The sequence below is a fragment of the Parvularcula oceani genome (genome assembly GCF_000733125.1).
Taxonomy (GTDB): Bacteria; Pseudomonadota; Alphaproteobacteria; order Caulobacterales; family Parvularculaceae; genus Parvularcula; species Parvularcula oceani.
This window is the reverse complement of sequence record NZ_JPHU01000001.1, coordinates 370,817-384,265: the sequence shown is the minus strand read 5'-3', so window position 1 is coordinate 384,265 and position 13,449 is coordinate 370,817. Positions and strand designations below refer to the sequence as shown.

General features: G+C 66.8%; 11 protein-coding genes. 2 read left to right on the top strand and 9 right to left on the bottom strand.

Going from position 1 to position 13,449, the window contains the following annotated elements:
- Positions 1 to 13: 13 nt before the first annotated feature.
- The 3 genes from rpoH to IE88_RS0101820 form a co-directional block, all read right to left on the bottom strand.
- Positions 14 to 925 (bottom strand): RNA polymerase sigma factor RpoH, encoded by a 912-nt coding sequence (gene rpoH / locus IE88_RS0101830; protein WP_031549494.1) that lies wholly within the window; start codon positions 923 to 925, stop codon positions 14 to 16.
- 240 nt (positions 926 to 1,165) lie between these two features.
- Positions 1,166 to 2,392, bottom strand: coding sequence for a Bcr/CflA family multidrug efflux MFS transporter (locus tag IE88_RS0101825; protein WP_081871350.1), 1,227 nt, complete (start codon positions 2,390 to 2,392; stop codon positions 1,166 to 1,168).
- A gap of 91 nt (positions 2,393 to 2,483) precedes the next feature.
- Complete coding sequence (locus IE88_RS0101820) at positions 2,484 to 3,494, bottom strand: RluA family pseudouridine synthase (protein ID WP_031549490.1); 1,011 nt, start codon at positions 3,492 to 3,494, stop codon at positions 2,484 to 2,486.
- A 47-nt stretch (positions 3,495 to 3,541) separates the two neighbouring features.
- On the opposite strand from IE88_RS0101820, the gene IE88_RS0101815 reads away from it, so the two are divergent.
- Complete coding sequence (locus IE88_RS0101815; RefSeq protein ID WP_031549488.1) at positions 3,542 to 3,859, top strand: hypothetical protein; 318 nt, start codon at positions 3,542 to 3,544, stop codon at positions 3,857 to 3,859.
- A gap of 174 nt (positions 3,860 to 4,033) precedes the next feature.
- On the opposite strand, the gene rarD is transcribed toward IE88_RS0101815, so the two are convergent.
- The 4 genes from rarD to IE88_RS0101795 all read right to left on the bottom strand — a co-directional run bounded on the left by rarD (position 4,034) and on the right by IE88_RS0101795 (position 8,609).
- Positions 4,034 to 4,960 carry an EamA family transporter RarD gene (gene rarD / locus IE88_RS0101810; RefSeq protein ID WP_031549487.1) on the bottom strand — a complete coding sequence of 309 codons (927 nt, stop codon included), beginning with the start codon at positions 4,958 to 4,960 and terminating at the stop codon, positions 4,034 to 4,036.
- 73 nt (positions 4,961 to 5,033) lie between these two features.
- The gene (locus IE88_RS0101805; RefSeq protein ID WP_031549485.1) at positions 5,034 to 6,230 is read right to left on the bottom strand and encodes a dipeptidase; all 1,197 of its coding nucleotides are present in this window, start codon (positions 6,228 to 6,230) and stop codon (positions 5,034 to 5,036) included.
- A gap of 68 nt (positions 6,231 to 6,298) precedes the next feature.
- A complete protein-coding gene (locus IE88_RS0101800) occupies positions 6,299 to 7,540 on the bottom strand; it encodes an APC family permease (protein WP_051881405.1) in 1,242 nt (413 codons plus the stop codon).
- Between the two features lie 43 nt (positions 7,541 to 7,583).
- The gene (locus IE88_RS0101795; protein WP_031549481.1) at positions 7,584 to 8,609 is read right to left on the bottom strand and encodes an aspartate-semialdehyde dehydrogenase; all 1,026 of its coding nucleotides are present in this window, start codon (positions 8,607 to 8,609) and stop codon (positions 7,584 to 7,586) included.
- A gap of 372 nt (positions 8,610 to 8,981) precedes the next feature.
- Between IE88_RS0101795 and IE88_RS0101790 the strand changes: the two genes are divergently transcribed.
- A complete protein-coding gene (locus IE88_RS0101790; RefSeq protein WP_156032291.1) occupies positions 8,982 to 9,356 on the top strand; it encodes a hypothetical protein in 375 nt (124 codons plus the stop codon).
- A gap of 24 nt (positions 9,357 to 9,380) precedes the next feature.
- Here IE88_RS0101790 and IE88_RS0101785 read toward each other — a convergent pair whose 3' ends face one another.
- Positions 9,381 to 9,749, bottom strand: coding sequence for a response regulator (locus IE88_RS0101785; RefSeq protein WP_031549477.1), 369 nt, complete (start codon positions 9,747 to 9,749; stop codon positions 9,381 to 9,383).
- Entirely contained in the window at positions 9,746 to 13,222 is a 3,477-nt protein-coding gene (locus IE88_RS0101780; RefSeq protein ID WP_031549475.1) for a chemotaxis protein CheB, read from the bottom strand. Before IE88_RS0101780 ends, IE88_RS0101785 begins: the two co-directional genes overlap by 4 nt.
- Positions 13,223 to 13,449: the final 227 nt, after the last annotated feature.

Here is a 13,449-nt window from a genome sequence, read left to right as displayed (position 1 = left end):
CCGATGCGCCGGGTCAGTGCAGCGTTTCCGCCCGCATGTCCTTGTCGAGCTTCTTCATCGCCTTCTGGAGCTTCTCGAAGGCGCGGACCTCGATCTGCCGGATCCGCTCGCGGCTGACGCCGTATTCGGTCGACAGGTCCTCGAGCGTGCGCGGCTCCTCGGTCAGGCGCCGCTCGGTCAGGATGTGGCGCTCCCGGTCATTGAGGCCGGCCATGGCTTCCTGGAGAAGCTCCATCCGCGTGTCGAACTCATTGTCCTGAACGAGCGCGGCCTCGGCATCGACGGCCTGCTCGTCGACGAGCCAGTCCTGCCACTCCGCGCCGCCGCCCTCTTCACCGACGCGCATCGGGGCGTTGAGCGAGTTGTCGCCGCCCGACATGCGCCGGTTCATCGAGATGACCTCGTCTTCCTTGACGCCGAGGCGGGTGGCGATCTGCTCGACATCCTCGGGGCGCAGATCGCCCTCTTCGAGCGCGTCGATCTGGCCCTTCATCTTGCGCAGGTTGAAGAAGAGCTTCTTCTGCGCGGCCGTGGTGCCGATCTTCACGAGGCTCCAGGAGCGCAGAATATATTCCTGGATCGAGGCGCGGATCCACCACATCGCATAGGTGGAGAGGCGGAAGCCCTTTTCGGGATCGAATTTCTTGACCGCCTGCATCAGGCCGACATTGCCCTCGGAGATGACCTCGCCCGTGGGCAGGCCGTAGCCTCTGTAGCCCATCGCGATCTTCGCCACCAGGCGCAGGTGGGACTGGATCAGCTGCTGGGCCGCATCCGGGTCGCCATGCTCCTTGAAGCGCTTGGCCAGCATGTATTCCTGATCCTTCTCGAGCATCGGAAATTTCCGGATCTCGGAAAGATAGCGGCTCAGCCCGCCCTCGGGCGTGAGAGCGGCGCCGCTCGTCGTCGTCAGTGCGTTCGCCATGAATGTGAGTGTCTTTCTTCCCGGCTGGCGTGTGGGAAACACGCGCAAGCCCTTCCCTTCGTCATGCAATATGGGGCCAGTTCGCCGGGATTTGAAGTGAAGACCCCGCAAACGCGCCAGGGCAGGCGGCGGGTCGAGCCGGCTCCTGCATTGCAGCCGACCTCGCCCGCGGCCGTGTCTGCCGTGCTCTGGCAGCCAAGTGCGAGCCTGCCCCGGTAGGGTGCGTGGCGGCGGACAGGCTCATCCCGCTGCGGCTTTTGCAGGCGCGGGAGACCGTCGGCTCTGGCTGCGCCCGAGCGCCAGGAGGAGGGCGAGGCCGTTCCAGGCGACGATGACGCCGACCATCGGCCATGCGCCGCCGAAGCTGCTTTCGAGGGGGCCTATGAGGAAGGTCGACAGGGCGGCGAGGCTGGCCTGCACCGTACCCATGAGGGCGGAGGCCATGCCCGCATCCTTGCCGTGGGACATCATGGCGAGGGCGGTGGCATTGGGAAAGACGAGGCCGAGGCAGGCGACGAAGACGAAGAGCGGCGGGATGAGGCCGAGCGGTCCCCAGCCATTCACCGCCGCGAGGAGGAGGCCGGCCGAAGCGAGCACCTGGATGCCGATCCCCGCCATCATCGGACGGGCCGGGTTCGCGCCCGCGATCCGGCCATTGATCTGGGAGACGGCGATCAGCCCCATCGCATTGGCCCCGAAGAACCAGGCGAACTGCGTCTCGGAGAAGCCGAACCGCTCGATGAAGAGGAAGGGCGATCCGGCGATATAGGCGAACATGCCCGCCATGCTGCATCCGCCGATGAGCGCGGGCAGAAGGAAGGTCGGCGCCGCGAGAAGCCTGCCATATCCTCTCAGCACGCCGCGCAGGCTGAGCGCACTCCGCCGCTCCCGCGGCAGGGTCTCCCTCAGGCGGAAGCGCACGAGCAGCAAGGAGAGCGCGCCGAGCAGGGCGAGCGCCCAGAAGATGGCGTGCCAGCTCCACAGTGTCATCAGCGCGCCGCCCATCAGCGGCGCCAGCATCGGCGCGACGCCCATGACGAGGATCAGGAGCGAATAGATCTCCGCGATGCGTTCGGGCGGATAGGCGTCGCGCACCACCGCGCGCGCGATCACGGCGCCGGCGCAGGCGCCGAAGGCCTGCATGAAGCGGGCGCCGCTCAAGGTGGCGACGTCGGGGGCCAGCGCGCAGGCCGCCGAGGCAATGGCGAAGAGCGACAGGCTGACATAGAGCGGCAGCTTGCGGCCATACCGGTCGCTGAGCGGGCCGTAGAAGAGCTGGCCGAGCGCGAAGCCGGCGAAGAAGGCCGTCAGCGTGCGCTGGGCCGCGGCGGTCGTTGTATGGAACTCGGTCTCGAGGGCCGGCAGCGCCGGCAAGTACATGTCCACCGACAGCGGCGTGAAGGCTGTCAGGGCGCCGAGGATGACGATCATCTCGGTATTGCGGCGGCGTTCTGTCCTGGGTGTCATGGCCCGAATGAGCGTGCTGCACCTGCGAAATGCAAGGCCAATCCCTGCTCCTGCGGCTGCAAGTTCGCGTGACTGCCCGCCCGCGCCGCCTTCAGAGCGCGGCGAGCGCGGCGCGCAGCTTCGCGAAGTCCTTCGGCGGCTCGGTCTCGAAGCGCAGGTCCTCGCCCGTGATCGGATGGGCGAAGCCGAGAATCGCGGCGTGCAGGGCCTGGCGGCGGAACTTGCTCACCACGCCGAGCGCGCGCTCAGCCGCCTCGTCCTCGGGCCGGAGGCCCGCAAGCCCCGTGCGTCCATAGACGGGATCGCCGACCAGCGGGTGGCCGACATGGCTCATATGGACGCGGATCTGATGGGTGCGGCCGGTCTCGAGGCGGCACTCGATCAGCGAGGCGACGGAATCGCCCGGCAGCTTGGCCCGGCCCGTGCCATAGGCTTCGAGGCGCTTGAAATGGGTGATCGCCTCGCGGCCCGCAGGGTTCTCCCAGTCCGTGACGGCCTGCTTGCGCTTGTCGCCGCCCGCGCGGGCGAGGGGCAGCTCGATCGTGCCGACGGCCGGCCGGGGGCTGCCATGGCAGATGGCGAGATAGGCCCGCTCGACGTCATGGGCCTGCCAGAGCGTCGTCAGGCCCTGATGCGCCTCGTCGGATTTGGCGACGACCATGACGCCCGATGTTTCCTTGTCGAGGCGGTGGACGATGCCGGGGCGGGCGACGCCGCCGATCCCCGACAGGCTGCCCGCGCAGTGATGCAGGAGCGCATTGACCAGCGTGCCCGACCAGTTGCCCGCCGCCGGGTGCACCACCATCCCCGCCGGCTTGTCGAGGACGATGAGATATTCGTCCTCGAACAACACGTTCAGCGGAATGTCCTGAGCCTTCGGCTCGGCGTCCTCGACCGGCGGCGGGGTCAGGGTGACGGTCTCTCCGCCGCGCAGGCGGTAGGAGGGATCGGTGTGCGGCGCGCCGTCGCGGAGGAGGGCGCCGCCCTCGATCATCGCCTTGACCCGGTTGCGGGTGACGGGCGCGAGGAGGCCCGCCAGCCAGCGGTCGATCCGCTCTCCGGCCGCGCTCTCGTCTGCGGTGAATTCATGTGTCTGGGTCATCGCCTGCGGGGGTGCGCGAGGGCGCGGGGCGTGTCAAATCCTCGTGCATGACCGATTCCCCTCCTCCCTCCCCGAACCTCGCCCTGATCAAGGGCGTCACCGCCGGGCTCGGCCTCCTGCTGCTGGGCGGGCTGGCGCTTCTCGTCGTGCTGCTCTTCACGCGCGGCACGGGCGGGGAGGGCGCGGCGGAGCTCGCGCCGCTGACCGTGGGCCCGGGCGAGGCGATCGTGGATCAGGCGGTCGGGGAGGACGTCGCCATGTTCGTGATCCGCGGCGAAGACAGCGCCAGAGTCGTCTTCGTCGATATCGACACGGGGGCCCAGAAGGTGCTGCCGGTCGAGCGGGCTCTGCCCGACGATCAGTGACCGAACTTTAACACATTTCACGGGGCGTGACTCTTTCCTTCGAGGGGAGAGATGCCATTTCAATCCCGTGGTCGCCGAGAGGCGGCCGTGCGGGGCGCCATTCCCCTCGTTCCCCCTCGACGGCGCCCCGCGCACCTCTCCCGCATCTCCGATCGTCCGCAGCAAGACGGCGAGTCATTTCGCCGCGGCAGCTCTTGCCCGCGGGACCCGCGGCGCGCGGCTCCTGTGGGTCCAGGCGTCCCAGGCGAAGATGCTGGCCGCCACCCAGATGAAGCCGAAGCAGATCTGGTGGGCGAACGTGAAGTCCTCGCCGTCCCAGAGCCCGACGAGGAACTGGATCGTGGGGCCGATGAATTGCAGGAACCCCAGAGTGGCGAGCGGCAGGCGGCGGGCCGCCATGGCGAAGAAGAGAAGCGGAACCACCGTCGCGGGACCGGCGAAGGCGAGAAGGGCCAGGAGGCCGGCATCGCCGCTCTCGATCGCCGTGTCTCCGGTCGCGACCATCCACCACAGAGCCAGCGCGGCGAGCGGCGCGAGCAGCACGGTCTCGATGAACAGGCCCGGCATCGCGCCGATGGCCGCCTTCTTTCGAACATAGCCGTAGATGGTGAAACTGATCGCGAGGGTAAGGCTGACGACAGGGAATTCGCCGCCATAGACCGTCAGTACGAGGACCCCGATCGCGGCGAGGGCGACCGCCGCCGTCTGGCCCATGCGCAGCCGCTCCCCCAGAACCGCGACGCCGACGAGGACATAGATCAGGGGGTTGATGTAGTAGCCGAGCGAGGCCTGGAAGATATGCCCGCCCTGCACCGCGATGATGTAGACGAGCCAGTTGATCGCGATGAAGACCGAGGAGACGCCGAGGGCGAGGAGGACGCGCCTGTCCGAGAACCCCGCCCGCACCTCCTTCGACTGGCCGCGCAAGAGGACGATGGCGGCGCCCAATGGAACGGCGAAGAGGATCCGGTCCGCCAGCAGCTCGAAGGAGCTGACATTCCGTAGAAGGATGAAGTAGAGCGGGAAGAAGCCCCACATGGTATAGGCCGCGACGGCGGCAAGGACGCCGCCGCGCGCCGTATTCGACGTCTCACTTGGCACGAAGCGCCTCCTCGATGCGCCGCCGCAATGCTCTTATGAGCGGTGCGGCGCAAGAGGGGCGCGGCAGGCCGCGTCAGCGGCGGCGCTTGCCCGCCCGCTCGACCTCGCGCCAGACGCGAAGAGCGTTCCCCGAGAGGATCTGCTCGATGTCTTCGCGCGAATAGCCCCGGTCGAGAAGGCCCTGAACGAGGTTCGGCATGTCCGAGACATCCTTGAGCCCGACCGGCAGGCTGTCGCCGACGCCGTCATAGTCCGAGCCGATGCCGACATGGTCGATACCGGCGAGCTGCACGACATGGTCGATATGGTCGAGCACGTCGTCGAGCGTCGCATAGGGGCGCGGGCTCGTCTTCTCGTATTCAGCGCTGAAGGCCTCCATCGCCTCCTCGGTGTCCTCGATCCCTTCGGCTTCGAGATGCTCGCGATAGGCCGCCTGCGCCTCGTCGCGCCACGCCGCCCATTCGGGGCCGATGAAGGAGGAGCCGAAATTGATCATGATGACGCCGCCGTTCTCGGCCAGGCGCTCGATCATCGCGTCGGACATGTTCCGCTCGAAGCCGGGCGTGAAGTGGCGGGCGGAGGAGTGGCTGGCGATCACCGGCGCGCGCGTCACCGCCATCACGTCGTCGAAGGCCTCGTCCGAGATGTGGCTGACATCGACCATGATGCCGAGATCGTTCATCTTCTGCACCGCCAGGCGGCCGAAGGGCGACAACCCGCCCCAGCGGCGCTCCTCGTCATAGGAGCTGTCCGAGAGGTGGTTCACCTTGGAATGGGTGAGGGTGACGTAGCGGATGCCGCGGTCGTAGAAATGCTCGAGATTGTCGAGATCGCCCTCGATCGGCGCGCCGTTCTCCATGCCGAGCGGCAGGGCGATCTTGCCCTCCTCGGTGATGCGGCGGACATCGCGCACCGATTTCGCGATCTCGAACTTGTCAGGGTGCATTGCGGCGAGCCCCTCGACGAGTCCGATCAGCCGGTCGGCCTGCGCCTTGGCGCCGCCGGTCTCCTGATAGTCCGCGGCGACATAGATCGACATGAAGGGCGCGTTGAGGCCGCCCTCCATGGCGCGGGGGTAGTCGAAATCGCCCGCCAGCGCCTCCTCGCCGACATCCTCGCCAGAGGCCCAGACGCGGTAGGGAATGTCCACATGGCCATCGAGGATGATCGTCTCCCGCGCGATCTCGCGGGCATCGTCAGAGGCCTGATAGTCCTGCGCATGAGCGGGGGCGAGGGCGAGGGCGGCGGTGGCGGCGAGGAGAGACTTCATCGGCAGCATCCTTGAGCGTTTCGAGGCCCGAGTGAAGCGAAGGCGCGCCGCCGACGCAATCGCCTCGGCTAGACCCCGACCCAAAGCCCGATCTGGCCGAGGACCGCGAAGGCGCAGAGAACGGCCCCTGCGGCCGGAACGATGCGCCAGACATTCGGCACGTCGTCCGGCTGGCCCTGCCGCTTGAGCTGCCACAGCGCCGCGTTCACGCCGAAGAAGACGAGGAGCACGGCGAGGCTGGTCGCGCTGGCGAGGCCCTTGAGCGGAATGAAGAGCGCCAGCGCGAGGACGAAGGCCGATGCGAAGAGCGTCGCGATGACGGGCGTGTTCGTGCGCTGGTTGACCCGGCCGAAGAGAGAGGGCGCTCCGCCGTCGTCGCGGCCGAGATCGAGAAGCAGGCGCGCCGCCGTGATGACCTGGGTCAGGCCGCCATTGACGATGACGAAGAGGCTGGCGATCGCCACCGGCAGGGCGGGGATCCCGCGCAGTTCGACCACCTTGACGAGCGGCGCCTCGGCTTGCGCGATCTCCTGGCCGTTCTCTCCGCCGATCAGCGCCGCGGAGACCGCGAGGTAGAAGGTGAAGACGACGGCCATGGCGATGATGATGGCGCGCGGCAGCGTCGTCTTGACGTGTTTCACCTCTTCGGCCGTCTGCGCCATGTCGCCGAAGCCGATGAAGGAATAGAAGGCGAGGAAGGCGCCTGCATAGAGGCCGCCCGCCGCCGCGCCATCGAAGGCGCCGAGATCCTCCATCACCGCGCCGGGCGCCGCGAGGAGCGCGTCCCGCGCGACCCACAGAATGAAGAGCAGCGTCGCCATGCCGATCAGCGTCGTGATCGTCATGAACCAGGCGCTCTGCTTCATGCCGATGCAGGAAATCCCGCAGAGGACGGCGACGAGCCCGGCCGTCGCCGCCCAGCCGGGCACGTCGAGAAAGCTGCCCAGATAGTCGACGAAGCCCGTGGTGATGGTGGCGCCGGAGACGATGTTGGCGGCCGTCAGGACCCAGCCGGTGAGAACGGCCAGCCTGCGGCTGTCGAAGGCTTTCTCGACGTAGTCGATGGGGCCGCCCGCCGTCGGGATGCGCGCACCGAGCTCTCCGAAGGAGAGCGCGGTCATCAGCGCGACCGTTCCTGCGAGCGCATAGGCGAGCGGCGAGAGGGCACCAGCCTCCGCCACCACCTCGCCGATGACGACGAAGATGCCAGCGCCCAGAATGGTGCCCGTCCCGTAAAAGGCGAGGCCGGGCAGGCCCATCGAGCGCTGAAGGTGCGAATCCTGGTTCTTGTCCGGTGCGTCCCTGGCCATGCCCATCCCCAACGGATGAGCGGGCGAGACGTTCCGGAAAGTTTCAGTCCCGCGCCTCGACCAGCCCCCTGTTGACCACCAGCTCGGCGATCTGGACGGCGTTCAGCGCCGCGCCCTTGCGCAGATTGTCCGAGACGCACCAGAGGTTCAGGCCGTTCTCGACGGTCGGATCCTTGCGGATGCGGCTGATGAAGGTGGCGAAGTCGCCGACGCATTCGACGGGCGTGACGTATCCGCCGTCCTCGCGCTTGTCGACGACGAGGATGCCCGGCGCCTCGCGCAGCGTCTTGCGCGCCTCTGAGACCGTGATCGGCCGCTCGAACTCGATGTTGATCGCTTCGGAATGGCCGACGAAAACCGGCACGCGCACGGCGGTCGCGGTCAGCTTGATGTTCGGATCGAGCATCTTCTGCGTCTCCGCGACCATCTTGTATTCCTCGCGGGTCGATCCGTCCTCCATGAAGACGTCGATGTGCGGGATGACGTTGAAGGCGATCTGCTTGGTGAATTGCGACGGGGTCGGATCGTCGTTGACGTAGATGCCCTTGGTCTGGGTGAAGAGCTCGTCGGAGGCCTCCCGGCCCGCGCCGGACACGGACTGATAGGTCGAGACGACGACGCGCTTGATCCCGGCGAGGTCGTGAAGAGGCTTCAGGGCGACGACCATCTGCGCGGTCGAGCAGTTGGGGTTGGCGATGATCCCGCGCTTCCTGAAGCCTTCGACCGCGTCCGGGTTCACCTCCGGGACGACCAGCGGCACGTCCTCGTCGAGGCGGAAGCGCGAGGAGTTGTCGATGACGAGGCAGCCCTTGTCCGCCGCCTTCTGCGCGTATTCGCCCGAGACGTCGCCGCCCGCCGCAAAGATCGCGATATCGGCCTGGCCGAAGTCGAACTGGGCGAGGTCGCGGCATTTGAGCGTCCTGTCGCCATAGGAGACCTCGCGCCCCATCGAGCTGCGCGAGGCGAGGGCGAAGACTTCGGCGGTCGGGAACATGCGCTCGGCCAGGATGGCGAGGACTTCCTGACCGACCATGCCGGTGGCGCCGACGACGGCGACGTTGAAGGCCATGCTCGTATCCTTTGTTCGTGGAAAACCGGGCTTAGCCGCGCGGAAGCGGGGGTCAAGGGAGGAGCGGCACGCAAGGCGCGAGGGCCAGATCCGTTGATGCTGCGAAGAGTTTCGCTGAAGCCGGGCGGCGGCATTTCTGCAGCGGCCGCGTTTACATCCCTCTGGCGCGAACCTACGGTCCTTCGTCTGGTTGCCTTGGGGACGAGCAAGTGTCGGGACAGCCAGCTATGGGGGAGAACCAGTAATGAACGCGACGGTCCGCTGCCATGGCGGCATCGAAGGCGGGCCTGTTCTTCGCGGAACGGTTCCGTCTTGGTGCGGATCGCCTTCTCCGCAGGCTCCGCGGCGCTTCCCCGCGCGCGGGCGGAGCCGATGAAACAAGTCAACAGGATCGAGCAGGAGACGGCAGTCATGAACAAGAACGCGCTCACCTCGGCTCTGGCCGGATCTTTCCTTCTGGCGCTGGCCGGCTGCGGCGGCGGCCTGTCCTCGGAGGAGCAGGCGCTCGCCAATGCCTGCCAGTCGCAGGGCGCCGCGACGGAGGAGCAATGCGCCTGCCTCGCCTCGGAAATGGGCGAGGCGCTGAGCGAGGAGGACATGGACGTCTTCGCCGAACTTCTCGAGGCGACGGATGACGACATGTTCGGCGCGATGGTGATGTTGGCGGAACGCCCGGACGGAATCGCGCTCAGCCAGCGCATGGCCGAGGCCGGGCAGCGCGCCGAGCGGGCCTGCCGGGAGGGCTGAACGGGACCGGGCCGCGCGGGCCGTCTATTGCGGGCGGTCCATCGCCCTGCGCAGCGAATCCTCGAGCTTGTCCAGAGTGTAGGGCTTGTCGAGGAGCATGGGCTCGCCCGCCAGGTCCAGGTCGCTGCGGCTGTACCCGGTTGCGAACACATAGGGCACGTTCCGCTCGTGAAGGCAGGAAGCGATGGGAAGGCTGCGCCGCCCGTCGAGATTGACGTCCAGCACGGCTGCGTCCACCGCCTCCGTCTCCGCGAGGAGGAGGCCGTCCTCCAGCCGGTGCGCCATCTTGACCGCTCCGGCGCCGAGGCGCTGGAGCATCGATTTCGCGCCGATGGCGATCAGATATTCATCCTCCACGAGAAGGATGGTCTTGCCGTCGAGCAGGCCGGTCACCGCGTCTTCTCCTCCCCAGGCAGCGGAGCGACGATCCGGCAGAGCAGCCCTTCCGGGCGATAGTCGAGCGATACCTGACCGTTCAGCTGCGTCGCCAACGCCTCTCTGAGCATCATGGTTCCGAAACCTTCCTCGCTCGGCGCTTCCACGCGGGGGCCGTCCTGCTCGCGCCAGACGACCTCGAGAATGGGATCAGGGCCGTCGCCGACTGTCCAGTGCAGATCGACCGTGCCGACCTTGTTCTTGAGGGCGCCATATTTGAAGGCATTGGTGCATAGCTCGTGCAGGGCCATGGCGAAGGTCACACCCTGCGTTGGTAGCAGCTGGATCGGAGGGCCGGAGATCTCCATGCGATCTCGCGGCACGCCGCAGGCGAGGGCCGAGCTGTACGCGACATCCTGAAGCGTGGTCGCGAGCCAGTTCGACTGGCTGAGAAGGGCATGTGCACCGGCCAGGGCGGAGAGGCGGCCCTCGAAGGTGCGGAACCGCTCATGGTCCTCGAAGCCTTCGAAGGTCTGCCGGGCGACGGCGTCGACGACGGCGAGCGTGTTCTTCACCCTGTGGTTGAGCTCTCCAACGAGCAGCCGGAGCCGCTGCTCCGCCTCCTTCCGGTCCGAGATGTCGTTGAAGAGGACGCCGAGCTGATGCTGGTCGGGCTCGCCGAGCGGGAAGGCGTAGACTTCGTAATAGCGGTCTAGGGCAGCGGCCTCGTGCTCGAACCGTTCGGCCCGCCGGCTTTTCGCGATGCGGCCGTAGATCTCGTACCACTCCTCCTCATGGTCGGGCGCGAGGGACCGCATCGTTCGGCCGATAGGGTCCTTGAAGCCGGTCTGCCGCTCGAAGCCGTTGTTGACGTCGAGGAAGCGATAATCCGAAGCCTGTCCATTCTCCTCGTAGATCATCTCGATGACGCAGAAACCCTGATCGATCGAATTGAACAGGGTACGGTACTTCTCCTCGCTCTCGAAAAGCTGGCGCTCGGTCTTTAGCCGCGCGGTGATGTCGACGAAGGTCAGGACCACGCCGTCGATACGGTTGTCGATGGTACGATAGGGACGCACACGCATCATGTAGCAGCTGCCGTCGCGGGTGCGGAGTTCCGTTTCGGTCGGCGCGAGGTTCTTGAGGACCTCCCGAGCATCCTGTTCGATGCCGTCATAGGCGAGGTGGTGAGTGAAGTCGGTGATCGTCCTGCCGACATCCTGATCGGTAATGTTGAACAGCTCCGCCACGGGAGGCGTGAACATCTTGATCCTGAGCCGCGAGTCGAGGAACAGTGTTCCGATCTCCGTCGCCATGGTCAGATTCTGAAGGTCTGGATGCGCCGACGAGATGCTCTCGAGCTTGTTCTTGAGCTCTCCGTTGACCGTCTGGAGCTCCTCGTTCATCGACTGGAGCTCCTCCTTGGAGGTCTCCAGTTCCTCCGAGGTCGAACGGTATTCCTCGTTGATGGACTGCAGCTCTTCATTGGCCGCGCGCAGGTCTTCGATCACCGAGTCGTGGTCGCGGCGGCTGGCAGCGAGGCGCTCCTGGGCGGCCTTCAGCTCCTCGTTCAGCCGGCGTTCCCGGTTCGAGGTCGCGTCGATGGCCTCGTCATCGACGTCGCTCGGCTCGGCGATCTCTCCGCCGTCGATGAAGAAGACGAGCGCCTGCCGCGCCTCGTGCCCCTCTCCGTTCTTCGGCAGGACGTGCAGGGCGACGCGGCGGAGCGTGTTCTCGAACGCGACCGCGAGGGGCAGCGTCAGGGACGGCTCCTGGCTGTCGAAGGCATGGTCCAGCGCCGTCTTGAGGTCGAGGCGCAGCTCGGGGCGCACCAGCGTAGGAAGGTCCGAGGTGAACGCGCCGCCGGGCGGCTGGACGAAGCGGCCGGCCGAGGGGGACAGCGTGACGATGCAGTATTCCTGATCGACCAGCGCGCTCGGCGGCGCCTGGCCTTCGAGCGCGGCGAGGTGTTTCGAGGCCAGGCTCCGCTCCGACCCGTGCTGGTGGCGGATCTTCTGTTCGGTGGAAGGTTCGGGCCCTGAAAAGCCGCCCTGGCTGAGGGTGGGAAGCCTGCGCGCGACATGCGGCTTCGCCTGATAGATCCGGGTTTCCCGGTCGACCAGCGCGAAGAGGTCCGGCATGGTGTCGACCGTCTCGGCCGAGCCCAGGAACAGGTAGCCGCCGGGGTTCAGGCCGTAATGGAAGACCGAGCACAGCTGCTGTTGCAGGGGGCGGTCGAGATAGATCATCAGGTTGCGGCACGAGATCAGGTCGAGCCGCATGAAGGGTGGGTCCTTCAGCACGCTGTGCTTGGCGAAGAGGACCATGTCCCGCAATTCCTTGCGGACCCGGTAGTGAGTTCCTTCGGGTACGAAGTTCTGCCGCAGCCGCTCTTCGGACACATCGGTTTCGATCGATTTGAGGTACCGCCCCTCGCGCGCCGTCGCCAGCGCGCCTTCGTCGAGATCGCTCGCGAAGATCTGGATCGGCGTCTCGACCTTGCGCCGCTTCGCCTCCTCGCGCATCAGGATGGCGAGGGAATAGGCCTCTTCCCCCGTGGCGCAGCCCGCGACCCAGGCGCGAATGCCCTCGCCCTCGTCCGCCGAATCGAAAATGGCCGGGATGGTGCGCTCGGCCAGCACCTCGAAGGCGCCGGGATCGCGGAAGAACATGGTGACGGAGATCAGGAGGTCGGAGAAGAGCTCGTAGGCTTCTTCGGGATTGTCCCGGACCCGGGCGGCATATTCGCCGAGCGTGTCGAGCCTGGCGACCTGCATCCTGCGCATGACGCGCCGCATAACCGTCGCCCGCTTGTAGCTGGCGAAGTCGTGCCCCGTGCGGGCACGGAGGAAGTTGATGATCCGCCGCAGCTCGTTGGAGGCGTCGTCGGGGTTCATCGAGCGGACGGCCTGCTTGCTGTGCACGACCTCGGCGAGATGCCGCGTCAGCTCCGCGACGGGGGCTACGAAATCGGCGACGCCCGTCGCGATGGCGTTCTGCGGCATCATCTCGTATTCGGCTTCGGACGGATCCTGGACGAAGACGATGCCGCCGGCCTCCTTGACCGCCTTCACGCCCAGCGCCCCGTCCGAGCCCGAGCCGCTGAGAACGACCGCCGAACCGTCGCCGCGGCACGCCGCGATTGAACGGAAGAACATGTCGATCGGCGCTCGCTGTCCGCGCGGCTGGCTGAAGGGGCGGGAGGAAATCGTATCTTCCTTGATCACCAGCTCGCGGTCGGGTGCGATGACGTAGACGCAGTTCGGCTTGAGCGTCGGGCCGTCTTCCACCTGCAGGACGCTCATCGAGGTGCAGGTGCTCAGGATTTCGTCCATGACGCTGGGCTGGTCGGGGGAAAGGTGGACGATCACGACATAGGCGAGGCCGAGATCCGGATCGACGGTGTTGAAGAAGCGCTTGAGCGCCCGAACGCCCCCGGCAGAGGCGCCGATCCCGCAGATCGGGACGGTCGGCTGCTGGTCACTGGACATCGCTGTGCTCTCTTGCCGCCCTTTGCCGAAGGCCGCCATAACACGTTTGCGGTAGGTTAAGGCGAATTTATGAGCCGCTTGCGCGAGCTATACCCGCTTGTAAGGAGAAGGGGCGCAGGGCGCGAAAGTGCTCTCTCGCTCCCGCTCCGCACGAAGCTCTCCACCGGGCATTAACCATTCTTCGGCAGGGCTAGCTCGAAACGCACGGCGTTCGTGCTAGAACGGGA